Source organism: Microtetraspora glauca, from assembly GCF_040656155.1.
GTDB classification, from domain to species: domain Bacteria; phylum Actinomycetota; class Actinomycetes; order Streptosporangiales; family Streptosporangiaceae; genus Microtetraspora; species Microtetraspora glauca.
Genome location: NZ_JBFALK010000035.1, coordinates 44,298 through 65,869 on the forward strand (window position 1 = coordinate 44,298; position 21,572 = coordinate 65,869).

Sequence of the window (21,572 nt, forward strand, 5' to 3'; positions counted from 1 at the left end):
GACACCTCCCCTGCATGAGAACAGGCCGGCCGCCGCTCGTCTCCACTGGTTGCGGCATCGTCGGCCAGCATGTGACCTCGGGCTGGTCGGCCGAGTGGTCGCAGGCCGGAGCCGTGGTGACGGCCAGGGGCGTGGCATGGAACAAGGACATCGCCCCTGGACAGACCCTTCACATCGGATTCAATGGCACCAACACGGGCGCCGACCTTACCCCGGCACGCTTCCTGATCAACGGCGCCGCGTGTAGTTAGGCGTGTGCTGGTCGCCCGTGCGGGTCGCATGGATGGCCGGCCGGCCGCCGGATCGGTGGGTCGATCCGTCAGCCCTCGGCGAGCAGGATGCCCTTGGAGACATCGAACACCCAGAATTCGAAGTCCCGATATTCGCCCGGAGTCGTCTTGCTCACCTACGGAGTCTTTCAGCGCTGGAAGGGGCTTTGGGGACACGTCTGTTCGGGCGTGATCACCTCGCTGAGCAGGCTGCGAAGTACGATCGGTTAATGACCGAAATGACCGAAACCACGCCCAGTTGGCTCAGCCCAGAAGAACTGGAGTCGACCCGCGCGCGGATGCCGATCCTCTACGTCGACGCCGTGCCGGTACGCGTCGACGACACAGGAGTGGTCACGCATGTCGGCCTGCTGCTGCGCATCGGATCGGACGGGACGGTCAGCCGGGCCCTCGTCTCCGGCCGCGTGCTGCACCACGAGCGGGTCCGTGACGCGCTCATGCGCCACCTGGAGAAGGATCTCGGGCCGACGGCGTTGCCGCGCGTCCCCGCCTCTCCGCAGCCGTTCACCATCGCCGAGTATTTTCCGACGCAGGGCATCACGCCCTACCACGATCCCCGGCAGCACGCGGTGTCCCTCGCCTACGTGGTGCCGGTCGTGGGCGACTGCCGTCCCCGGCAGGACGCCCTCGACCTCGTCTGGTTCACGCCGGAGGAGGCCGCGTCGCCCCTGGTGCAGCAGGAGATGGCCGGCGGGCAGGGCGTCCTGCTGAAGCAGGCACTCGCGTACGTCGGGTGCCTTTCCTGACCGCTCAGGCGGGGTGGTGATCGAGGCTCCAGGGCGCCACGGTTCGGTGTCAGAGCGTGAGCATCATCAGGATCTCGTCGCGATCGTCGCCGGGCGCGAGCCGCAGCGCGCCGGGCCGGCGGCCGATCTCCTTCCAACCCAGCCGGCCGTAGAAACCTTCGAGTCCCACACCGCCGCGCGCGGCGAGGTGAAGCTGTGCAAGGCCCATCTCCTCGCGCGCCAGGTCGCGTACGCGGTGCATCAACGCGGCGCCGACACCCCTGCCCCGGAAGTCGGTGTGCGTCTGGACGTGGTGAACTGTGCCCCAGTGCGCGATCAGCGGGTTGACGTCCCGGCGCACGTTCAGCCAGCCCGCCAGCACCCCGTCAACGAAGGCCAGAAGGAAACGGCTGCGCCGCGGATCGAGGCCGGCGATGAGCTGATCGGCCACCGACGCCACCTCGTCGAAGCCGACAGGAGGGAAGGGGAAGCCGGCCGCGCCTCCCGCGTTGCTCACCGTGACCCAGCACTCGATCAGTTCCCGTCTCAGCTCGGGAGACATCTCCCGCCGATCGGTGATCTGGCGGAAGTCCGGCGCATCCTTGTTCCTCACGGGCCATCAGCCTGCCAGAGGCCTCCGACAGACGTGTTCCTCACCTCTTGATCACGCGGGAGGCGACATGTCAGTCGGACTCGGGGCGTCGCCTGAGGAGCCGCCAGCCCGCGAAGGCGATTGCGGCGCCGGCGCCGGCCGCTCCCGTATAGATCCCGATCGGGGCCCGGCCGTCTCCCGAGGAACTGCCTGAGGTGTTGGGGGTGAGGGTGACCGCGGGCGACGGCGTGGGTGCCGGAGCCGCTGTCGGCTTGCCGAGTGCGGTGAGAAGCGCCTTGCCCAGGCGCTCCCCGCTGTAGCCGTCCTGGTCGCGTACGATCCCGTCCCTCGGGCGGAGCGGGCCCGTACCGGGGCGGACCATCTGGTCCCCCGAGCACAGCGACGTGTGCAGGCGTACCCCGGGGTCGACCTGGAACAGGCCCGACTTGCCCGCCGAGGCGAAGACCAGGTAGCGGGAGCCGACCGTGAAGTTGTATCCGCACGCGGCGCTGTCGGCGTTGGTGGCGACCTGGAACTCCGCCTTGGCCGCGCCCTTGTAGATCTGGTCGGCTCGGAAGGTGTAGACGATCGGTGGCGTTGGGCCGAGGGGATCACCGTCGATCCGGCGGATCGCGGTCACCGTGCCCGTGAACACGGAGGCCGACCCCTTCATCTGCTGGGACGGCTTGAGCGGCATGCAGGAGCAGGCGCATGCCGTACTGGGAGTGAACGCGACCGTCCCGATGATCAGCAACAGGACGGCGAGCAGTCGATATCTCATGCCCGTATCACGTACCCGTCCCCAGGCCGGTTCGGTGCTGAGTGATCTTCAGATGTGATCTACCTCCCGATGTACGGTGTCCGGACGGTGGCGGGAGCCGGTCCCCGGCGCGCCGGTTCTCCGCCGTGCGTCTCACAGGACTAGGTCGCGGGAGAACTCTGAGAGGTCCATGGGCGGCGGGATCATGAGATGCCCGCGCTCGATGGAGGAAGCGCCTTCCCGCTCTTGTTCAAGCAGGCTGTTGAGAACGTCGACCTGATGTTTGGTGAGGACCGGCTCAGGCAGTGAGGTGTAGACCTCGCAGTACGCGATGTCGATCTGCTGAACCTCGTTGGGGTCCAGCGGGGCATGCCGAGTCGGATTCAGCTCCAACACGTCGTCAGCGACGGCGTGGCGTCCGACCGGGGAGAGAACTCCGACCACGGGGATCCCGTCGAGGTCCTGGGCATAGTGACGCCATTGGCGCGCGTTCACTTCGAGTCCGCGCCACGAGTAGCCAACGGCGACTCTCCGGCAGATGTCCTTGGGGATCTTGCCGTAGAGGTGTGCTCCCTGACGCAGGTTGACCTTCAACGTCAGGCGAGGATCCAGCTGGGCCGCTTGGCGCAGGAACTCACCGCCTTCGGCCAGAGATCCTTTGTTCAGCAGCAGCACGCCCAGTTCGAAAGCCGCGAGGGCTTGTCGTTCCCCGGCCCAGTCGAGGAGCTCGGCACCTCGCGGCCCGAACCACATCAACATCCGGCTTCGATCGGGTGAATGCGATCGCGAGACGCCGGAACCTGCCTCGGCTGTGGTGACTCGGGTTCGACTTTCGATGTCCTGAACACGGGTGTCGGGTGTGAGGACGGGGGAGATCGCCCCCGTGGGCAGGTCCCCGGCTTCGGCGGCTTCTTGCTGGGGGGCGCCATTGTGCAGGTAGCTGCAGTACCGCTGATGCCAGTCCGCCACCGTCCCGAGCGCTTCATCGGGATCGATACCAGTCTGTTCCAGGGCCTTACGGCAGGCGTGCACGAGGCTGGAAACTGTCTCCCACCGCAGAGGAGTCAGCCGAAGTCCGTTCAGAATGTCGTGGACGGCGGTCTTGCTCAACGGATGGGTTTTGGGAGTGTAGCGAGACAACGCGCCGTAGGACGGGTTCCCTGCTATCTCACGGGCTTCCCTGAGCGCTGCGACAAGCTGTTCGCTCCCCTGGCTCGGGGGACGGCCGTTCACGGCTATGGACACCGCCAATCGTTCATCACCATTGATGCGATCTCCGAATTGTCCCGCATGTCCGAGGTGTCAGGAGCATCTACGAGGGCGCTCCGGTCGCCGCAAACCATTTCGGAACGAATAAGATCAATGATCGTCTTCTCTGGGCGAGTGTTCCAAGTCGGTCCGAATCGCTCTGATCAGCGAGAATGACTCGGAATGATCATGTGCGGCCTTGGGTGTCATTGGGACGTGCCGCATAACAGAATCTTCGTACGGTCCGTTCCGTTCCGCATTGACCGGAAACCTGCCGTGATGATCTGTGTGGATATGTCCACATTCATCAACCGATAGATAAGTAAGCGAGTAAATAGCGGCTTCCGGTCAACCAATAGGTCCGGAGGCTTTTCGATTCGGAGGTTGGATGACCCAGTCCGGCGCGATGATCAAGGCGATCATCGCCATCGCCCTCTCGGTTGCTGTGGGAGGGGGCGCCGCCCTGCTGGCTCGGCGCTCAGGCAAGTCGCGGTCGGCCTCGCTTCTGGTGGGGCTGACTGTCGGGACCGCCGCCTTGGGCGGCTTCTCTCCGATCCTGTCCAGCTAGAGCAGGGCCGTAGGGAGCGCGGGTTGTAGAGGAGGGGGCCTTGCGTACGGAGCACCAGGCGCATGCCGGATACGGCTGGTGCTCCATCGCCTCTCGAGTGGCTGGCTGTTCGCGACGCCTACGGCTTGCGGCCGACGCCGCCGAACTGGAACACGTCGCGGTCCTGGAAGCTGGTCTCCGGCTCGGGCCGCCACTTCGGCAGTGACACCAGGCCGGGCGTCAGCAATTCCATCCCCGCGAAGAACTCCTTGAGCTGCTCGGGGGTGCGCAGGGTGAGCGGGCTGGCCTCGCTGGCGTTCCACTTGGCCGCGGCGTCGTCCATCGACGGGCTGTGCACGCTGTGCGCGATCGCCATGTAGCTGCCGGAGGGGAGCGCGTCCCGCAGCGCGCCCACGGCGGCGTGCGCCAGTTCGGCGTCGGGGACGAACTCCAGCACGCCCATCAGCATCAGCGCGATGGGACGGGAGAAGTCGAGCGTCAGCGCGGCCGCCTCCAGGATGGGCTCGGGCTTGCGCAGGTCGGCGTCGATGTACGCGGTGGCTCCGTCAGGCGTGCTCTGCAGCAGCGCCCGGGCGTGGACCAGCACGATCGGGTCGTTGTCGACGTAGACGATCCGCGCCTTGGGGTTGACCCGCTGGGCGACCTCGTGGGTGTTGTCCGCGGTCGGGATGCCTGTGCCGACGTCGAGGAACTGGTCGATGCCGGCGTCGCCGGCGAGGTGGCGTACGACGCGGCCGATGAACTGGCGCTCGGCCCGCGCGTTGACCGGCAGGTCCGGCATGACCTTCACGATCTCGTCGCCGACTTCGCGGTCCGGTCCGTAGTTGTCCTTGCCACCCAACCAGTAGTCCCATACACGGGCCGAATGCGGGACGGAGGTGTTGATGCGTGCCAGCACCTCGTTGTCGATCTCGCGGGAATCCCCACCCATCACAGCCTCCTCAGCGGTGTCGAAGACGACATGCCCAGGAGATCAACTTAAACGATTCGCGCCTGATAGGCGGGCAAATCACGACACATCAGCGTATTTCACCGCATTGCCGTCAAGTTGTACGACTGCGCGGTGTCGAGGCGCGAAGCGCGACAGGTAACGAATCCGAAGCGTGAGCATGGCGGTACGAAGGGTGAAGTAGGGAGATTGCGGGGGTACAGGAGACCTATCTTCCGCAACTCGGTTGGAGGGACCATGGGTCGCTTCGGGGTTGTCCGTATCGGGGTGGCGTGTGCGGGCTTGGTGGCGCTCGCGGCATGCCAGTCCACAGAGACCAAGACGGCGGCGCACGCGACGCCCAACGCGAAGGCGGCGGCCGCTTCCGCCGAGCTGACGCGGAAGGCCAACGCGGCCGCTGCCGCCAAGGTGAGAGCCAACGAGCTGGGTAAGATTCCGGTGATCATGTACCACCGGATCACCGACAAACCCGGCGGGACCGACGACCGCACTCCCGCGCAGTTCCGGACCGAACTGGAGCGTCTGGCCTCCGAGAAGTACGTGCCGATCACCGCGGCCGAGTACGTCACCGGGAAGATCGCCATCCCGGCGGGCACGCACCCGGTCGTGCTGACGTTTGACGACTCCTCGCCGTCGCAGCTCACGCTGGACGAGATGGGCACGCCCAAGGCGGACACCGCGGTGGGCATCCTGCTCGACGTCGCCAAGAAGCACCCGGGCTTCCGGCCTGTCGCCACCTTCTACGTGATCCGCGACATGTTCGGGAAGTTCAGCCCGGAGGAGCGGGCACAGGTCCTCGGCTGGCTGTCCCAGAACGGGTTCGACATCGGCAACCACACGCGGGATCACCTGAACCTGCTCGGAAAGTCGGAGAAGGAGGTGACCGAGCAGATCGCCGCCGGGCAGAAGCTGATCACCGATCTGGACAAGAAGGTCCAGGTTCACACCCTGGCCCTGCCGTACGGCAACCAGCCGCGTGACAAGAAGTGGGCGCTGCACGGCTCCGGGAACGGCGTCCGGTACGACTACCAGGGGGTCTTCCTGGCGGGGTACACCCCGGCGCCGTCACCGTTCACCAAGGAATTCGACCCGGTCGGGATCCCGCGGATCCGGTCGATGGACAAGAAGGGCGACTGCGTGAAGTTCTGCTCGACGGCCTGGCTGGACGAGCTCAACGCGCACCCGGACGAGCGCTTCACCTCCGACGGCAACGTCGCCACGGTGGCGTACCCGAAGTTCAAGGCGCCTTTCGTGGACAAGAACTTCGCCGCCATCGCCCTGCCGTACTAGCGGAACCGGGCCGCGACAATCAGTCGCGGTCGTGTGCCTGCCTGCGGCCCTCCTCCAGGAACGCCGTGACCGCGTCGGCGCCGCCCAGCTCGGATATCGGGCGGGCCGCGCCGAAGGTCATGTTCCAGAACGAGCCCTCCCTGGACTGCCAGGGCCCGACGTAGGCGTACGGTTCCTCGATCTCGCTGTTCCCGAGGGACACGCCGTAGTTGACCTCGTCGCTGCTGATGCCGAGGTCGAAGTGCTCGGGCCAGAGCACCGGGGTCAACTCGGGGTCCAGGTGGCGCAGCGCCGTCTCGCCGATGGCCAGGCAGTCCGCGATGTACTCGGCGGCGGCGGGATCGACGTCGACCACCTCGTCGCTCTGGACGCCGGACCCGTCGCGGTAGAGCCCCGGGGGCGCGCCCGCCCGGACTCCGGCGGCTTCGGCCAGAGCGGCGAAGGTGACGCCCCTGAGGGGGAGGACCAGCCCGGTCCCCGTCACCAGCGTGTCGCCGTCGACCCGCAGGTCCGGCGCGGTGATCGTGGCGAATCCACCGGAGGCGGCCCTGAGCCGGATGGTGCCGCTCAGCCGGTACTGCGGGCCGGCCATGACCAGTTCGGCCACTCCGTGCAGCGCACGCCGGGTCCTCGGCAGGTCTTCGATGCGCATCCTCATCTCCTCCTCGGCTCGGCCGTACCCGTCCATCGTGTCTGACGGAGCGGCCGGGGAAAGGATTTACGCGCGGAGTAGGCTTGCGGTGAAGTCCGCAGTACGTCAAACGGGGGCGGGCCGATGGTGACCACTGAGCCCACATGCGAGCTTCATCTCCGTATGGTCGGGCAACTGCACGACCTCGTGTTGCGCGTGCACAAGCCGCCGCTGACCGAGGACGAGGTGGCCCGCTGGATGCAGTCGGGCGCGGTGATCCGGCTGGAGGTCTCCGAGATGGGCACCCAGGTCGCGCACAGCATGCTGGTCAACTTCGGCAACGTCGGGTTCGCCTGGCTGTTGCCTTATCGGGCGGGTCGCGGCCTGAACTTCTGACGGGTCACTCGCAGTGGTTCGCGTGCCGCTGCTCCGTACGGCCGATGGTCAGCACGTCCGGTGACGCGTGGTCCACCTGCAGCGTGGTGTGCCTGATGCCGTACTCCTCGTGCACGAGCCGCTCGGCGGCCAGCCGTACGGCGTGGCAGTCCGCGCCGGGGGCGACGAGGATGTGCGCGGACAGGGCGGGGTAACCGGAGGTCACCTCCCAGACGTGCAGGTCGTGCACCTCGACCACAGCGTCGAGCGCGGCCGTCCTGCGGCCGATCTCGGCCGGGTTGATCCCGGCGGGCGCCGCCTCCATGAACACCCGCGCCGAGGCGCGGACCAGACGCCAGCCCGCCTTGAGCATCAGCGCCGCCACGACCAGTGCGGCGACGGCGTCGGCCCGGCCCCAGCCGGTCAGCCAGATGACCAGCCCGGCGATGGTGGTGGCGATGAACGCGTAGAGGTCGTTGAGTATGTGCTGGAAGGCGCCCTCGACGTTGAGGCTGCCCCTGTCGGCGCGGGCGAGCAGCCAGGTGGCGGCGATGTTGACGGCGATCCCGGCCAGGCCGGTCACCACGACGTAGACGCCCTCGACCTCGGGCGGCGTGACCAGCCGGTGCGCGGCCTCGTAGACGAAGTACGCGCTGAGCAGCAGCAGGGTGATGCCGTTCAGCTGGGCCGAGATGATCTCGGCGCGTTTGAGGCCGTAGGTGAACCCGCCCTGCGGAGGGCGGGCGGCGATCCGCATCGCGACCAGCGCGAGCACGATGGCGATGGCGTCGGTGAGCATGTGCCCGGCGTCGGAGATGAGCGCGAGCGAATCCGCGATGACGCCGATGGCCACCTCGACGGCCATGAACGTGACGATCAGCAGGAGGGCCGCCGTCAGGAGGCGCCGGTCGGCGGTCGGGCTGACACCGTGTCCATGACCGTGTCCCTGATCGTGTCCGTGACCGTGGCCGTGGTCCGCCATCGTACGGATCCCTCTCGTTTTGTCCCGTTATGCGAGCTTAGCGCGGGCCGGTGGAAATAATCGAGGCATTGTCAACGATTTGTAAGTGAGCGACTACGCTTCGTGAGCATCATAGGTTGTATGGCAGTCAGCCTTCCCAACGCGTTGGGGACCACGCTCCTGGTGATCACGATGCTGGATCCGTCGCCGGGGCGGACCCACCTGGCCACCTCGTCGTCCTGTCCCGCCCCCCGGCTCGTGTCCCATCGCGGCTACGACGCGACGGAGAACACGCTCGCGGCCTTTGAGAACGCGCTGGACGCCGGCTCCGACCGGGTCGAGTTCGACGTCCACTTCACCAGTGACCACCAACCCGTGCTGATGCACGACCCCACGGTCGACCGTACGACCACGGGAACGGGACGGGTCGCGGACATGACGCTGGCGGAGTTCCGCGCGCTGCGCACCGCGGACGGCCAGCGGCCCCCGACCCTGATGGGCGCGCTGCGGCTGGTCCGTGACTGGGGCGGCCGCGCCATGGTGGAGCTCAAGGAGGTTCCGGACGCGGAGGACGTGCGCGCACTGCGCGAGGTGTACGACGTCCTTGACGCCCGCCGGTGGGCGAGCATCACGTCGTTCTCCGCCGCCGCGCTGCGGGCGGTGGGCTCCATCGGGGCCACGCGGGGGCTGCTTTCCTCGTCCGCGCTCCGGGTGTCGGCCGCCGCGGGGTTCTCCTTCGTCGGCGTCCGGTACGACCGGCTCACCAGGGCGCTGGTGCGGGAGTTCCGTGCGGCCGGACTTCCCGTCTACGCGTGGACCCCCAACGACCGGGGCGACTGGCGGCGTCTGGCCGATTACGGCGTGAGCGGCGTCGTGACCGACCGGACGCCGGCCTACCTGGCCTGGGCCAGGTCGGCGTGTTCCGTCCCGGTCACAGAGTGAGCAGGACCTTGATCGCGCCGTCGCGCTTCTTCTGGAAGATCTCGTAGCCGTGCGGCGCCTGGTCGAGCGGCAGGCGGTGCGTGGCGAGATCCATCACGCCCAGCGGATCCCTGTCGTCGTCGACCAGTGGCATGATCTCGTCGATCCACCGCTTGACGTGCGCCTGACCCATCCGCAGCGTGATGCCCTTGTCGAACATCCGCAGCATGGGCATCGGGTCGGCCATGCCGCCGTAGACGCCGATGATCGATATCGTGCCGCCGCGCCGTACGGACTCGATGGCGTGGTGGAGCGCGGAGAGCCGGTCGACGCCCGCGTTCTCCATCAGCGGCGCCGCGACCCGGTCAGGCAGCATGCCGGTGATGCTCTGGGCGAGCTTGGCCACGGGCGATCCGTGCGACTCCATGCCGACCGCGTCGATCACCGAGTCGGGTCCGCGGCCGTCGGTGAGGTCGCGGAGGGCCTCGGGGATGTCCCGGTGGCTCTGCGCGTCCACGGTCTCGACGCCGTGCCTGCGTGCCATGGCGAGGCGTTCGGGTACGCCGTCGACCGCGATGACCCGGTGGCCGTGATGCCGCGCGATGCGGGCGCACATCTGGCCGATGGGGCCGAGGCCGAAGATCGCGACCGTGCCGCCCTCGGGGATGTCGGCCCACTCGACGGCCTGCCAGGCGGTGGGGAGGACGTCGGAGAGGTAGACGTACCGCTCGTCCGGAGGCCCCTCGGGGACCTTGATCGGGCCGAAGTGGGCCTGCGGGACGCGGAGGTACTCCGCCTGCCCGCCCGGCACCTCGCCGTACAGCTTGGTGTAGCCGAACAGGGCGGCGCCCATACCGTGGTCGCGGACCTGGGTGGTCTCGCACTGGGCGAAGAGCCGGCGGTCGCACATGAAGCAGTGCCCGCAGGAGATGTTGAACGGGATGACCACCCGGTCGCCCGGTTTGATGTTCTTGACGTCGGAGCCGACCTCCTCGACGATGCCCATCGGCTCGTGGCCGAGGATGTCGCCCTCCAGCATGAACGGGCCGAACAGCTCGTACAGGTGCAGGTCGGAGCCGCAGATCCCGGACGTGGTGACCTTGATGATGGCGTCGGTGGATTCCTTGAGCGCCGGGTCGGAGACCTCCTGGACCCGTACGTCGCGTTTTCCGTGCCAGGTGAGTGCCTTCATGAGGCCCCCGCTAACCCGGCCTGTGGTCACCAAACGGGACAAATGCGATATAAGGCGTTCTTTGCGAGAACCCGGTACGCCTCAGTGCTCCGAGGAGCCGATCGGTTCGCTGAAGGCCATCAGCCGGAACCCCGTGACGACCTCGGGATGGATGCGGATCACGTGGTCCATGTTCCCGAAGACCCACGGCCTGAGCATCGCGCTGTAGCGCGCGACCTCGGCCTCGTCCCTGACGAGCCGGGCCGTACCGAGGACGATCACGCTCCAGCCGAGATGGTCGTCCGGGTCGATCGCGTCGGCCTCGTACGCGACCACGGTGCCGTCGCCGTCGGCCGCCGAGGTGATCGCCGCGCCCAGGTGGGTGCGGATGATGATGTCGCCGCCGTCGAGGATGTGGTTGACCGGCCGGATCGCGGGGAGCGCCTGAAGGGTGAACACCACGCGGCCCATCGCCACGGAGGCGAGCAGCCGCAGAGATTCGTCCCGGGGCAGTTCCCGGAGCTCTCGTTCGTTCATGCTGGTTCGCCGCGATTCACAAACCCACCATGCCATTGGTAACGCCATGTCCCGCTAGGGACCAAAGTCCTGGAGAAAGGGTCATTCCTCCCTGACATGCGCTCTTGGGCCGAAGGTCCCTCAAGCCGGGGACCTCTGTGCCGCCGCGGCCGAGCCGTACGGCACTGCCGCCGATCCGGCGGGAGCGATGGACTTGAGGCATCACAGACGACAGGGAGAGGGGCTCACGATGGCGATCATGGAGCGGAACGAGCAGCAGGCGATGCGTGCGGTCCCGGCGCCCGGGGCACACGCCGCGACGGCGGCTCGCAGGCCGGTGGATTACGTCTGGGGGGTCGCCCGCATGGCGATCGGCTGGATCTTCCTCTGGGCCTTCGTCGACAAGCTTCTCGGCTTAGGGTTCGCCACCCCCGAGAAGAAGGCGTGGATCAACGGCGGCAGCCCGACCACCGGATTCCTCAAGGGAACGGCCGAGAACACCTTCGGCGGCTTCTTCTCCGGGCTCGCCGGCCAGGGGTGGGCCGACTGGCTCTTCATGATCGGTCTGGCCGGGATCGGCACCGCTCTGATCGTCGGCGCGGGGGTCCGCGTCGCCGCGATCACCGGCGGTCTGCTCCTCGTGCTCATGTGGGCGGCCGAGCTGCCCCTGGCGAACAACCCCTTCATGGACGAGCACGTGATCTACGCCGTCGTCCTCGCCGGGCTCGCCCTCGCGAACGCCGGTGACACCCTCGGCATCGGCCGCTGGTGGGGCGGCACCGCGCTCGTCAGGCGGTACCCGATCCTCAAGTGACGAAAATCACTCAATCGACTCAGGTAGCCACCACCCATCCACCGCCCGTCCTCGCGAAGAGGGCGGGCGGTGTGCTATGCCCGGAGTGGTATCACTTTGAGAGGGCACGACATGGCGGACACCGAATCGGGATCATTCCTCCCGCGAATGCGGCTGGACGATCTCCTGGCCGAGCTGCAGAGCCGACTGGAGGCCGTGCTCGCCACGCGCGACCGGGTGCACTCGCTGCTGGAGGCCGTGGTCTCGGTCGGCAGCGAGCTCGACCTGGAGACCGTACTGCACCGCATCGTCGAGGCCGCCACCGCCCTGGTCAACGCCTCCTACGGGGCGCTGGGAGTGATCGGGGACGAGAGCACCCTGGTCCAGTTCGTCCCGGTCGGCCTGTCCGAGGAGGAGATCGCCAGGATCGAGCACTGGCCGCACGGGCTCGGCCTCCTCGGGCTGCTGATCAAGGAGCCGCAGTCCCTCCGGCTGCGTGACATCGCCGATCACCCCGAGTCGTACGGCTTTCCCGCCGGCCATCCGCCGATGCGTTCGTTCCTCGGCGTCCCCATCCGCGTACGCGATGAGGTCTTCGGCAACCTCTACCTCACCGAGAAGCGCAACGGCGAGTTCGACGAGGAGGACGAGGCGATCGTCACCGCCCTGGCCACGGCCGCGGGCGTCGCCATCGAGAACGCCCGGCTGTACGAGGAGACCCGGCGCAGGGAGGCATGGCTCGAGGTCTCGTCCGAGGTGACCACAAGCCTGCTGTCCGGCGCCGACCCGCACGACGTGCTGGTGACCCTGGCCCGGCGCACCCGGGAGATGACCGACGCGGACGTGGCGACGATCTCCTTCGGCGCCACCCCGGAGGTGCTGCGGGTCGAGATCGCCGAGGGACTCGGAGCGGAGGAGCTGCTCGGCATCGAGCTGGCCGCCGAGGACACGGTGGCGGGGCTGGTGCTGCGCACCGCCGAGCCGCAGGTGGCCGACATCAGGTCCTGTCCCGACAAGGCGCCGGTGGGCAAGGCGGGCCCGTCGTTGTCGGTCCCCCTCGGAAAGGGGCGGAACGTCCGGGGCGTGCTGGGCCTGGGCAAGCGCGGCGGACGCCTGCCTTTCAGTTCCGCCGACCTGCGGATGGTCCAGGCCCTCGCAGGTCAGGCCGCCGTCGCGCTCGAACTCGCCGAGGCCAGGAAGGACGCCGAGCGTCTCGGCTTGCTGGAGGACCGCGACCGCATCGCCAAGGACCTGCATGACGTGGTGATCCAGCGGTTGTTCGCGGCGGCGATGACGCTGATGAGCGTCGTCCGGCTGGTGGAGAAACCGGAGGTGACCGGGCGCGTCCAGCACGTCGTGGACGAGCTGGACGCGACGATCAGGCAGATCCGTTCCACGATCTTCGCGCTGCATACGCCGAGGGAGGAGGCGGCCACCACGGTGCGCGGGCAGCTCATGGACCTGGTGGAGTCGGCGCGCGGCCACCTCGGGTTCATGCCGGGCGTCCTCCTGGAGGGGGCGCTGGACACCGTCGTCACGCCCAAGCTCGCGGACCATCTCCTCGCCGTCCTGCGCGAGGCCCTGTCCAACGTCGTACGGCACGCGCACGCGACCGAGGTGAACGTGACCGTGGACGCCCGTGACGACGCCCTCCTTCTCGAAGTGGGCGACAACGGTGTCGGCGTGCCGGAGGAGGGGCGGCGCAGCGGTCTGCGGAACCTGGCCGAGCGGGCGGAGATCCTCGGCGGGACGTTCGAGGTGGTCCGGCGCGAGCCCAGGGGCACCTGCCTGCGCTGGCGGGTGCCCCTCAGCTGAGGCGCCTCCCGGTGACCAGTTCCGCGCGGATGGAGACGAGCTGGTCGTGGTGGCCGGGCCCCCACGGGACGAGCGGTAGCCGGGCCAGCCGCAGGACCTCTCCGGGCTCCTCGACTAGGTGCGCCGGACCGACGGCGGTGACCGACCATCCCCTGCGGGTGACCGGGTCGAAGTGGTCCGCCTCGAAGGCGACGATCGAGCCTCGCGCCGCCTTCGACAGGCGGGAGCCCATGGTGGTGCGGAACACCACGTCCTCGCCGTCCAGCATGTAGTTGACGACCTGCACGGCGGGAAGGGCGCGTTCGGTGAACACGACGCGGCCGATCGGCGTCGTGGAAAGCAGCGACAGACACTCCGCCCGCGAGAGCTCCTGGAGCCCGGCCATGTCGAGGTTCATGCCTACAGGCTTCCGCACCCGGCATCCTACCCTGCAGGGACGAAGGTCCCCAGGGTGCCCGGCGTTCGGCTCGTTCGTCCCCGTTCCGGCAATCAACCTCCGCCTCCCGGGTACAGGGACGGTCATGAACGAAATGGCGCAGATCGACGCGTTCTGGCGTGCCGCCAACTACCTGTCGGTCGGGCAGATCTACCTGCTCGGCAATCCGCTGCTCAAGGAGCCGCTGTCCCCCGAGGACGTGAAACCGCGGCTGCTCGGCCACTGGGGGACCACCCCCGGGTTGAACTTCTGTTTCGCTCACCTCAACCGGATCATCCGCCTGCGCGACCAGGACATGATCTACATCGCCGGGCCCGGTCACGGCGGTCCCGCCGCGGTCGCGCACGCCTGGCTGGAGGGCACCTACAGCGAGGTCTATCCCTCCGTGTCGCAGGACGCCGCGGGCATGAGCCGGCTGTTCCGCCAGTTCTCCTTCCCCGGCGGCATCCCGAGCCACGTCGCCCCGGAGACCCCCGGCTCCATCCACGAGGGCGGTGAACTGGGCTACGCTCTCGCGCACGCGTACGGCGCGGCGTTCGACAACCCGGACCTGGTCGTGGCCTGCATCGTCGGCGACGGCGAGGCGGAGACCGGGCCGCTGGCCGCGAGCTGGCACTCGAACAAGTTCCTCGACCCGGCGCAGGACGGGATCGTGCTGCCGATCCTCCATCTGAACGGCTACAAGATCGCCAATCCGACGGTGCTCGCGCGCATCCCGGAAAGCGAGCTGATCAAGCTCATGGAAGGGTACGGCTACCGCCCGCACATCGTCTCCGGCGACGATCCCGCGGTCATGCACCAGCTCATGGCCGACACCCTCGACGAGGTCTTCGACGAGATCGCGGCGATCAAGGCGGGCTCGGGCGGCCGGTTGCCGATGATCGTGCTGCGCACGCCCAAGGGCTGGACGGGACCGCACGAGGTGGACGGCGTCCTGGTCGAGGGCACCTGGCGGGCCCACCAGGTGCCGCTGACCGACGTACGGGACCGCCCGGACCGGCTGGCCGCCCTGGAGGAGTGGATGCGCTCCTACCGCCCGGAGGAGCTGTTCGACGCCGCGGGACGACCGGTGCCCGAGGTCACCTCCGGCGTGCCGCGCGGACCGCGCAGGATGAGCGCCAACCCGCACGCCAACGGCGGCGAGCTGCTGCGCCCGCTGGTGCTGCCCGACTTCCGTGACTACGGGGTCGAGACGAAGGCCCCGGCGACCGCGACCACCGAGCCCACCCGGGTCTTCGGCACCTTCCTCCGTGACGTGATCGTCGCCAACCCGGACGACTTCCGGCTGATGGGCCCGGACGAGACGGCGTCCAACCGGTTGCAGGCGGTGTTCGAGGTGACCGACCGGGCCTGGGACGCCGAGCTGCTGCCGACCGACGAGCATCTCGCCCCCGAAGGCCGGGTGATGGAGGTGCTCTCCGAGCACCTGTGCCAGGGCTGGCTGGAGGGATACCTCCTGACCGGGCGGCACGGCCTGTTCAACTGCTATGAGGCGTTCATCCACATCGTGGACGCCATGTTCAACCAGCACGCCAAGTGGTTGTCCGCGTCGAGCAGGATCCCCTGGCGGCGTCCGATCGCCTCGCTCAACTATCTGCTGTCCTCGCACGTGTGGCGGCAGGACCACAACGGCTTCAGCCACCAGGACCCCGGTTTCCTCGACGTGGTCATGAACAAGAAGGCCGAGGTCGTCCGGGTGTACCTGCCGCCGGACGCGAACACGCTGCTCTCGGTGGGGGATCACTGCCTCCGGTCGCGCGACTACGTGAACGTCGTGGTCGCCGGCAAGCAGCCGACGCTCGACCTGTTCACGATGCAGGAGGCGGTGGCCCACTGCACCCGGGGGCTCGGCATCATCGACTGGGCGTCGAACGACGACGGCGTGGAGCCGGACGTCGTCCTCGCCTGCGCGGGCGACGTCCCGACCTTGGAGACCCTGGCCGCCGCCGCGCTGCTGCGCGAGCACCTGCCCGAGCTGCGGGTCCGGGTGGTCAACGTCGTCGACTTGATGCGCCTGCAGCCGCCGAGCGAGCATCCGCACGGCATGACGGACGCCGAGTACGACACGCTGTTCACCGTCGACCGGCCGGTGATCTTCAACTTCCACGGGTACCCGTGGCTGATCCACCGGCTCACGTACCGCAGGAACGGCCACGCCAACCTGCATGTACGCGGCTACAAGGAGGAGGGCACCACGACCACGCCCTTCGACATGGCGATGCTCAACGACATCGACCGTTTCCACCTGGTCATCGACGTGATCGACCGGGTTCCCCGCCTCGGCACGCGTACCGCGCATCTGCGCCAGCGGATGATGGACGAGCGGCTGCGCTGCCGCGCCTACACGCGCGAGTACGGCGAGGACGCGCCCATGATCCGCAACTGGGTCTGGCCGTACTGAGGTACTGGGCTTCGCTAGGCGAGCACGCGCAGGGCCAGCGACGCGATCTCCCACTCCTCGTCGGTCGGGATCACCATCACGGCGATGTCCGAGCCGGGCGGTGAGATGATCCGCTCGTCCTTCGCCTGGTTGCGGGCCGGATCGACGGCGATGCCGAGCCGTTCCAGTCCGCTCAGGGACCGCGCCCTGGTCCGCGCGTCGTGCTCGCCGACCCCGGCGGTGAACACGATCGCGTCGAGCCGGCCGAGCACGGCGTAGTACGCCCCGACGTACTTGCGTATCCGGTGGCAGTAGACGTCGAGCGCCAGCAGGGCGCCCTCGTCGCCCGCGTCGGCCTTCTCCCAGACCTCGCGCATGTCGCTCGCCCCGGCGAGGGCCAGCATGCCCCCGGCCCGCATCAGCGCCTCGTGGCTCTCGTTCACGCCCAGCCCGGCCGTACTGTCCAGGTACGAGGGCAGCGAGGGGTCCACGTCGCCGGACCTGGTGCCCATGACCAGGCCCTCCAGAGGAGTCAGGCCCATCGAGGTCTCCACGCTGCGGCCGCCCTTGATCGCCGTCGCGCTCGCGCCGTTGCCGAGATGGAGCACGATCAGGTCGGTCTCCTCCAGCGGCTTGCCGAGCACCTCCGCCGCGAGCCGGGAGACGTAGGCGCACGAGGTGCCGTGGAAGCCGTACCGCCGCACACCCAGGTCCTCGGACCAGGCGCGCGGCACCGCGTACGTGTACGCGTGCGGGGGCAGGGTCTGGTGGAAGGCCGTGTCGAACACGGCGACCTGCGGGACGCCGGGGAACGCCTTGCGCGCCACCCGGATCCCGTCCAGGTTGGCCGGATTGTGCAACGGGGCGAACCGGGACAGCTCCTCGATGGCGGCGATCACCTCGTCGTCGATCAGGACAGGGCCCGTGAACCGGTCGGCGCCGTGGACGACCCGGTGCCCGACGGCGCGCAGCGGGACGCGCCTCAGGTCGGGGCCGGCCTGCGCGAACGCGTCGAGCGCCGCCCGCAACCCCGAGTCATGATCGGGATAGGGCCGGTGCACCTCGTACGGCTCGCTGCCCGCCCGCGTGTGGGTGAGCGCGCCCCGCTCTCCGCCGATCCGTTCCACCAGGCCGACGGCGAGGCGGGTCCCGGACCCGGTGTCGATCAGCTCGTATTTGATCGACGAGGAGCCGGTGTTCAGCACCAGCACGAACGCGTGCTCGGATGCGTCCTCGGTCGCGTTCTCGCTTGTGGCGTCCTCGGTTGTGGCCTCGCGCACAGAACTCCTCCAGACCCGGCCGAACCTGCCGTGATCAGCCTCCTTCCCCAGGCGGGACGGCACATGCTTTTTGGCAATCTTTCCGACTTTTCGCGTTCTCGTTACGGGGAAGGCGGAAGGTCCCCTCCCATGAGGACCAGCGGCCCTGGAAGCAGGTCCGCCGCTGGCGTGTCATGGATGTGCCGGGGACGAACGAGGAGGACATCATGATCATCGCTGCCACCGACGGCTCCCCCGCCGCGACGGCCGCCGTCGAATGGGCGGCCGACGACGCGGCGCGCAAGGAACTCCCGCTGCGGGTCATCCACGTGGTGGACCGCCTGCCGTACGAGATCCCGCGCTATCCGATCCCCGGGGTGCAGGAGTCCATCGTCCAGTCGGGCGAGCGGATCCTCCGGGACGCGCGCCAGGCCGTACGAACCCGGCAACCAGGCGTCGAGGTGACGACCGAACTGGTCTACGGCGTGCCGGCGCCGGTGTTGCGGCAGGAGGCCGAGCACTCCTCCGAGCTGGTGGTGGGCAGCCGAGGCAGGGGCGGCTTCGCCGGAATGCTGCTCGGCTCGGTCAGCTCGCACGTCGCCGGGCACGTCCACGCGCCCGTCGTCGTCGTACGGCCCGCCCCCGCCACCGCGTACGGCGAGATCGTGGTCGGGGTGAGCGAGTCGGAGGAGTGCGACCCCGCCCTGGCGTACGCCTTCGAGGAGGCCAAGCTGCGCGGGGCCCGGCTGCGTGGGATCTGCGCGTGGGAGCTTCCCGTGCACATCCTCGGACCGGAGGTCGTCTACGACGTGGAGGAGATCCAGCACGCCTTCCGCCAGGCCGCCACGGACAAGCTCGGAGAACTGGAGGAGCGGTTCCCCGAGGTCGAGGTCACGCTGGACGTCGTGCGCGGGCATCCCGTAGCGGCCCTCGTGGACGCCTCGGAGAAGGCCGACCTGATCGTCGTCGGCTCGCGCGGACGCGGGGCCATCGGCGCCGTGGTGCTCGGCTCGGTGAGCCGCGCCATCCTGCACCACGCGCGCTGCCCGGTCGCCGTCGTCAGGTGAGGACCCGGCCTGGTCGTCAGGTGAGGACCCGGCCTGCCGGGGTACCCCTGTGACATCCCGGCCTCCCGGGGGGCATCCCTGAGGCCGGTCCCGACGGCACGGGGGGGAGCCGTTGTGGACAAGCTGTACCTGGCGCGATGGCAGTTCGGGATCACCACCGTCTATCACTTCATCTTCGTCCCGCTGACGATCGGCCTCGCCATCCTGGTGGCGTCCATGCAGACCACGTGGCACATCACCGGGAACGAGGTCTATCTGCGGATGACCAAGTTCTTCGGGAAGCTCTTCCTGGTCAGCTTCTTCATGGGCGTGGTCACCGGGATCTGGCAGGAGTTCCAGTTCGGGATGAACTGGAGCTCCTATTCTCGGTTCGTCGGCGACGTGTTCGGCGCTCCGCTGGCGATGGAGGGGCTCCTCGCGTTCTTCCTCGAATCGACCTTCCTCGGATTGTGGATCTTCGGCTGGAACCGTCTGCCGCCCCTGGTCCACCTCGCCACGATCTGGCTGGCCGCGATCGGCACGGTCGCGTCGGCGTACTTCATCCTCGCGGCGAACTCCTGGATGCAGCATCCCGTTGGATACTGGATCAACCCGGGCACCCGTCGGGCCGAGCTGACGAGCATCTGGGCCGTGATCAGCAATCCGACGAACCTGGTGACGGTCCCGCATGTCCTCTTCGCCGCGTTCCTTACGGCGGCGGGCTTCCTCGTCGGGGTCAGCGCCTGGCATCTGGCCAGACGCAGCGAGACCGCCCTGTTCCGGCCGGCGTTGCGGGCCGGGCTCGTGCTGCTGATCGTCGCGGGCATCGGCGCGGCGATCACCGGTGACATCCAAGCCAAGATCATGACCGTGCAGCAGCCGATGAAGATCGCCTCCGCCGAGGCGTTGTACGAGACGTCCACCCCCGCGCCGTTCTCCCTGTTCACGATCGGCAACCTCAGCGGCGAGAAGGCCATCTGGAGCCTGCGCGTGCCGCACGTGCTGTCCTATCTCGCCACCGGGAACTCCGACGGCACGGTCCAGGGCGTCAACGACGTCCAGCGGGAGTACGTCGCCCGGTTCGGCCCCGGGGACTACCGCCCGTACATCCCGGTGACGTACTGGTCCTTCCGGCTGATGATCGGATTCGGTGGCCTGGCGAGTCTGCTCGGTCTGGTCGGACTCTGGGTGAGCCGACCGGGCAGAACCCCCGGCCGCTGGTTCTACCGGGCGGCGGTCGTCGCCATGGTGCTGCCCTTCATCGGGAACACCGCCGGCTGGGTCTTCACCGAGATGGGCCGTCAGCCCTGGACGGTCGTCGGAGTGTTCAAGACGGCCGAGAGTGACTCGCCGGGGGTCGATGTCGCCACGCTCGCGATCTCGCTGGGTGCTTTCACGCTGATCTACGGCATCCTCGCCGCGATCACCGCCGTGATCATGGTGCGGATGGTCAGAGCGGGTCCCACACCGGCAGGAGAGAGTGAGGAACCACCCCATTTTCCCCACCTGACGTACTGATTCGGGTCTGGTCCGCCAAGAAACGGGTTTGCTTCGCCGAGGAAGCCGGAGTACTGGTTCGCCCAAGTCGCCCAGTTCGCCCAGTTCGCCCAGTTCGCCCAGGAAGGAGGCCGATGGGACTCGCCACCGTATGGTTCATCCTCATCGCGGTGCTCTGGATCGGGTACTTCGTCCTGGAAGGCTTTGATTTCGGAGTCGGCATGTTGTTGCCGGTCTTGGGGCGGGACGACATCGACCGGCGCATCCTCATCAACACGATCGGACCGGTCTGGGACGGCAACGAGGTGTGGCTGATCGTCGCCGGTGCCGGGACCTTCGCCGCCTTCCCCGAGTGGTACGCCACCATGTTCAGCGGTTTCTACCTGGTGCTGCTGGTCATACTGCTCGCGCTCATCGCCCGAGGGGTGGCCTTCGAGTTCCGTGGCAAGCACGACTCCGACCGCTGGCGCCGCGGCTGGGACCGCGCCATCTTCTGGGGATCGCTCATCCCCGCCGCACTGTGGGGCGTCGCCTTCGGCAACATCATCGCCGGAGTGCCCATCGACGCCCGGCACGAATACACGGGGAACCTGCTCACCCTGCTCAACCCGTACGCGCTGCTCGGCGGCCTGGTCACGCTCGGCCTGTTCCTGTTGCACGGCGCGGTGTTCCTGTCCCTGAAGACCACCCACGAGTTGCGCGCCCGCGCGCGTGCGGTGACCCTGCGCCTCGCCCCGGTGGTCGCCCTGGTCGCGGTGCTCTTTCTCGCGGTGACTCAGGTCATGTACGGCAAGACGGTCACCCTGATCACGTCCGCGCTGGCCGTTGCCGCCCTGCTCGCTGGGATAGGCGCCACCATCCGGCACAGGGACGGGTGGGCGTTCACCGCCACGGCTGCCACGATCATCCTCGCCACGGGCACGCTGTTCATCAACCTGTGGCCGAACGTGCTGCCGTCGAGTACGGCCGCGGCGAACAGCCTGACGATCACGAACGCCTCGTCTTCGCCGTACACGCTGCTGGTCATGACATGGGTCGCGGCCATTTTCCTGCCGCTTGTCCTGCTGTACGAGGGATGGAGCTACTGGGTCTTCCGCCAGCGCCTCACCCGTCCGCCAAGCTGAGTATCCGCTTGGAGACTTCTGGGACGGCGGGAGTTCGGCGCAGCCGCGCCGTACATGGTTGCCGCTCTGTTGTGGCGGGCAGCGTCGGCCCGCCGCACGTGCCTGCCGCTCCGCTACGGCGGGCAGTTGCTCCGGCGCGCCGTGATAGTCGCGGCCTGGTGAGCCGCATGCGCGGCGTTCGCGGGCGCGGTGGTTGCTGGCACGGTCCTACGCGCGCCTCCACAA

General features: G+C 68.3%; 22 protein-coding genes. 12 read left to right on the forward strand and 10 right to left on the reverse strand.

Going from position 1 to position 21,572, the window contains the following annotated elements; translation table 11 throughout:
- The first annotated feature begins 14 nt into the window (after positions 1-14).
- Both AB0I59_RS39980 and AB0I59_RS39985 read left to right on the forward strand, forming a co-directional pair.
- Positions 15-251 carry a cellulose binding domain-containing protein gene (locus tag AB0I59_RS39980; protein ID WP_082776901.1) on the forward strand — a complete coding sequence of 79 codons (237 nt, stop codon included), beginning with the start codon at positions 15-17 and terminating at the stop codon, positions 249-251.
- Between the two features lie 248 nt (positions 252-499).
- Positions 500-1,036 carry an NUDIX hydrolase family protein gene (locus AB0I59_RS39985; RefSeq protein WP_358141835.1) on the forward strand — a complete coding sequence of 179 codons (537 nt, stop codon included), beginning with the start codon at positions 500-502 and terminating at the stop codon, positions 1,034-1,036.
- A 49-nt stretch (positions 1,037-1,085) separates the two neighbouring features.
- On the opposite strand, the gene AB0I59_RS39990 is transcribed toward AB0I59_RS39985, so the two are convergent.
- From AB0I59_RS39990 to AB0I59_RS40000, 3 genes are all read right to left on the reverse strand, one after another.
- Positions 1,086-1,628, reverse strand: coding sequence for a GNAT family N-acetyltransferase (locus AB0I59_RS39990; RefSeq protein ID WP_358141838.1), 543 nt, complete (start codon positions 1,626-1,628; stop codon positions 1,086-1,088).
- Between the two features lie 70 nt (positions 1,629-1,698).
- Entirely contained in the window at positions 1,699-2,388 is a 690-nt protein-coding gene (locus tag AB0I59_RS39995; protein WP_358141841.1) for a hypothetical protein, read from the reverse strand.
- 132 nt (positions 2,389-2,520) lie between these two features.
- Positions 2,521-3,477 (reverse strand): hypothetical protein, encoded by a 957-nt coding sequence (locus tag AB0I59_RS40000; protein ID WP_358141843.1) that lies wholly within the window; start codon positions 3,475-3,477, stop codon positions 2,521-2,523.
- 526 nt (positions 3,478-4,003) lie between these two features.
- Here AB0I59_RS40000 and AB0I59_RS40005 point away from each other — a divergent pair.
- Positions 4,004-4,183 (forward strand): hypothetical protein, encoded by a 180-nt coding sequence (locus AB0I59_RS40005; protein WP_061255792.1) that lies wholly within the window; start codon positions 4,004-4,006, stop codon positions 4,181-4,183.
- A gap of 118 nt (positions 4,184-4,301) precedes the next feature.
- Here AB0I59_RS40005 and AB0I59_RS40010 read toward each other — a convergent pair whose 3' ends face one another.
- On the reverse strand, positions 4,302-5,114 hold the full coding sequence (locus AB0I59_RS40010; protein ID WP_358141846.1) for an SAM-dependent methyltransferase: 813 nt from the start codon (positions 5,112-5,114) through the stop codon (positions 4,302-4,304).
- Between the two features lie 255 nt (positions 5,115-5,369).
- On the opposite strand from AB0I59_RS40010, the gene AB0I59_RS40015 reads away from it, so the two are divergent.
- Positions 5,370-6,422, forward strand: coding sequence for a polysaccharide deacetylase family protein (locus AB0I59_RS40015; RefSeq protein ID WP_061261639.1), 1,053 nt, complete (start codon positions 5,370-5,372; stop codon positions 6,420-6,422).
- Between the two features lie 19 nt (positions 6,423-6,441).
- Here AB0I59_RS40015 and AB0I59_RS40020 read toward each other — a convergent pair whose 3' ends face one another.
- A complete protein-coding gene (locus AB0I59_RS40020; RefSeq protein WP_061261640.1) occupies positions 6,442-7,074 on the reverse strand; it encodes a hypothetical protein in 633 nt (210 codons plus the stop codon).
- 162 nt (positions 7,075-7,236) lie between these two features.
- On the opposite strand from AB0I59_RS40020, the gene AB0I59_RS40025 reads away from it, so the two are divergent.
- The gene (locus AB0I59_RS40025; protein WP_358141850.1) at positions 7,237-7,449 is read left to right on the forward strand and encodes a hypothetical protein; all 213 of its coding nucleotides are present in this window, start codon (positions 7,237-7,239) and stop codon (positions 7,447-7,449) included.
- A gap of 4 nt (positions 7,450-7,453) precedes the next feature.
- Here the strand turns inward: AB0I59_RS40025 and AB0I59_RS40030 are convergent, their stop codons facing one another.
- Entirely contained in the window at positions 7,454-8,410 is a 957-nt protein-coding gene (locus tag AB0I59_RS40030) for a cation diffusion facilitator family transporter (protein ID WP_358141853.1), read from the reverse strand.
- 120 nt (positions 8,411-8,530) lie between these two features.
- Here AB0I59_RS40030 and AB0I59_RS40035 point away from each other — a divergent pair, with 120 nt between their 5' ends.
- The gene (locus AB0I59_RS40035) at positions 8,531-9,331 is read left to right on the forward strand and encodes a glycerophosphodiester phosphodiesterase (RefSeq protein WP_358141856.1); all 801 of its coding nucleotides are present in this window, start codon (positions 8,531-8,533) and stop codon (positions 9,329-9,331) included.
- Here AB0I59_RS40035 and AB0I59_RS40040 read toward each other — a convergent pair.
- Together AB0I59_RS40040 and AB0I59_RS40045 are read right to left on the reverse strand one after the other, a co-directional pair.
- Positions 9,321-10,502, reverse strand: coding sequence for a zinc-dependent alcohol dehydrogenase (locus tag AB0I59_RS40040; protein ID WP_358141859.1), 1,182 nt, complete (start codon positions 10,500-10,502; stop codon positions 9,321-9,323). The genes AB0I59_RS40035 and AB0I59_RS40040 overlap by 11 nt on opposite strands.
- Before the next feature lie 81 nt (positions 10,503-10,583).
- Entirely contained in the window at positions 10,584-11,018 is a 435-nt protein-coding gene (locus AB0I59_RS40045; protein ID WP_358141862.1) for a pyridoxamine 5'-phosphate oxidase family protein, read from the reverse strand.
- 262 nt (positions 11,019-11,280) lie between these two features.
- On the opposite strand from AB0I59_RS40045, the gene AB0I59_RS40050 reads away from it, so the two are divergent.
- Together AB0I59_RS40050 and AB0I59_RS40055 are read left to right on the forward strand one after the other, a co-directional pair.
- Positions 11,281-11,811 (forward strand): hypothetical protein, encoded by a 531-nt coding sequence (locus tag AB0I59_RS40050; RefSeq protein WP_358141879.1) that lies wholly within the window; start codon positions 11,281-11,283, stop codon positions 11,809-11,811.
- A gap of 111 nt (positions 11,812-11,922) precedes the next feature.
- Complete coding sequence (locus AB0I59_RS40055; protein ID WP_061261647.1) at positions 11,923-13,605, forward strand: GAF domain-containing sensor histidine kinase; 1,683 nt, start codon at positions 11,923-11,925, stop codon at positions 13,603-13,605.
- Here AB0I59_RS40055 and AB0I59_RS40060 read toward each other — a convergent pair.
- Complete coding sequence (locus tag AB0I59_RS40060; RefSeq protein ID WP_358141865.1) at positions 13,598-14,020, reverse strand: pyridoxamine 5'-phosphate oxidase family protein; 423 nt, start codon at positions 14,018-14,020, stop codon at positions 13,598-13,600. The genes AB0I59_RS40055 and AB0I59_RS40060 overlap by 8 nt on opposite strands.
- Positions 14,021-14,126: 106 nt before the next feature.
- On the opposite strand from AB0I59_RS40060, the gene AB0I59_RS40065 reads away from it, so the two are divergent.
- Positions 14,127-16,442, forward strand: coding sequence for a phosphoketolase family protein (locus AB0I59_RS40065; protein ID WP_358141868.1), 2,316 nt, complete (start codon positions 14,127-14,129; stop codon positions 16,440-16,442).
- Positions 16,443-16,456: 14 nt separating this feature from the next.
- Here the strand turns inward: AB0I59_RS40065 and AB0I59_RS40070 are convergent, their stop codons facing one another.
- On the reverse strand, positions 16,457-17,701 hold the full coding sequence (locus tag AB0I59_RS40070; RefSeq protein ID WP_358141871.1) for an acetate/propionate family kinase: 1,245 nt from the start codon (positions 17,699-17,701) through the stop codon (positions 16,457-16,459).
- A 206-nt stretch (positions 17,702-17,907) separates the two neighbouring features.
- On the opposite strand from AB0I59_RS40070, the gene AB0I59_RS40075 reads away from it, so the two are divergent.
- From AB0I59_RS40075 to cydB, 3 genes are all read left to right on the forward strand, one after another.
- Positions 17,908-18,747 carry a universal stress protein gene (locus AB0I59_RS40075; protein ID WP_358141874.1) on the forward strand — a complete coding sequence of 280 codons (840 nt, stop codon included), beginning with the start codon at positions 17,908-17,910 and terminating at the stop codon, positions 18,745-18,747.
- Positions 18,748-18,861: 114 nt separating this feature from the next.
- On the forward strand, positions 18,862-20,244 hold the full coding sequence (locus AB0I59_RS40080; RefSeq protein WP_061261650.1) for a cytochrome ubiquinol oxidase subunit I: 1,383 nt from the start codon (positions 18,862-18,864) through the stop codon (positions 20,242-20,244).
- Between the two features lie 113 nt (positions 20,245-20,357).
- Positions 20,358-21,347 carry a cytochrome d ubiquinol oxidase subunit II gene (cydB, locus tag AB0I59_RS40085; protein WP_061261651.1) on the forward strand — a complete coding sequence of 330 codons (990 nt, stop codon included), beginning with the start codon at positions 20,358-20,360 and terminating at the stop codon, positions 21,345-21,347.
- The last annotated feature ends 225 nt before the right edge of the window (positions 21,348-21,572 follow it).

Excerpts from the sequence above, each read along its gene's own strand:
- AB0I59_RS39980 (WP_082776901.1), top strand. The coding sequence starts at position 15 with ATGAGAACAGGCCGGCCGCCGCTCGTCTCCACTGGTTGCGGCATCGTC.
- AB0I59_RS39985 (WP_358141835.1), top strand. The coding sequence starts at position 500 with ATGACCGAAATGACCGAAACCACGCCCAGTTGGCTCAGCCCAGAAGAA.
- AB0I59_RS39995 (WP_358141841.1), bottom strand. The coding sequence starts at position 2,388 with ATGAGATATCGACTGCTCGCCGTCCTGTTGCTGATCATCGGGACGGTC.
- AB0I59_RS40005 (WP_061255792.1), top strand. The coding sequence starts at position 4,004 with ATGACCCAGTCCGGCGCGATGATCAAGGCGATCATCGCCATCGCCCTC.
- AB0I59_RS40010 (WP_358141846.1), bottom strand. The coding sequence starts at position 5,114 with ATGGGTGGGGATTCCCGCGAGATCGACAACGAGGTGCTGGCACGCATC.
- AB0I59_RS40015 (WP_061261639.1), top strand. The coding sequence starts at position 5,370 with ATGGGTCGCTTCGGGGTTGTCCGTATCGGGGTGGCGTGTGCGGGCTTG.
- AB0I59_RS40020 (WP_061261640.1), bottom strand. The coding sequence starts at position 7,074 with ATGCGCATCGAAGACCTGCCGAGGACCCGGCGTGCGCTGCACGGAGTG.
- AB0I59_RS40025 (WP_358141850.1), top strand. The coding sequence starts at position 7,237 with ATGGTCGGGCAACTGCACGACCTCGTGTTGCGCGTGCACAAGCCGCCG.
- AB0I59_RS40030 (WP_358141853.1), bottom strand. The coding sequence starts at position 8,410 with ATGGCGGACCACGGCCACGGTCACGGACACGATCAGGGACACGGTCAT.
- AB0I59_RS40035 (WP_358141856.1), top strand. The coding sequence starts at position 8,531 with ATGGCAGTCAGCCTTCCCAACGCGTTGGGGACCACGCTCCTGGTGATC.
- AB0I59_RS40040 (WP_358141859.1), bottom strand. The coding sequence starts at position 10,502 with ATGAAGGCACTCACCTGGCACGGAAAACGCGACGTACGGGTCCAGGAG.
- AB0I59_RS40045 (WP_358141862.1), bottom strand. The coding sequence starts at position 11,018 with ATGAACGAACGAGAGCTCCGGGAACTGCCCCGGGACGAATCTCTGCGG.
- AB0I59_RS40050 (WP_358141879.1), top strand. The coding sequence starts at position 11,281 with ATGCGTGCGGTCCCGGCGCCCGGGGCACACGCCGCGACGGCGGCTCGC.
- AB0I59_RS40055 (WP_061261647.1), top strand. The coding sequence starts at position 11,923 with ATGGCGGACACCGAATCGGGATCATTCCTCCCGCGAATGCGGCTGGAC.
- AB0I59_RS40065 (WP_358141868.1), top strand. The coding sequence starts at position 14,127 with ATGAACGAAATGGCGCAGATCGACGCGTTCTGGCGTGCCGCCAACTAC.
- AB0I59_RS40075 (WP_358141874.1), top strand. The coding sequence starts at position 17,908 with ATGATCATCGCTGCCACCGACGGCTCCCCCGCCGCGACGGCCGCCGTC.
- cydB (WP_061261651.1), top strand. The coding sequence starts at position 20,358 with ATGGGACTCGCCACCGTATGGTTCATCCTCATCGCGGTGCTCTGGATC.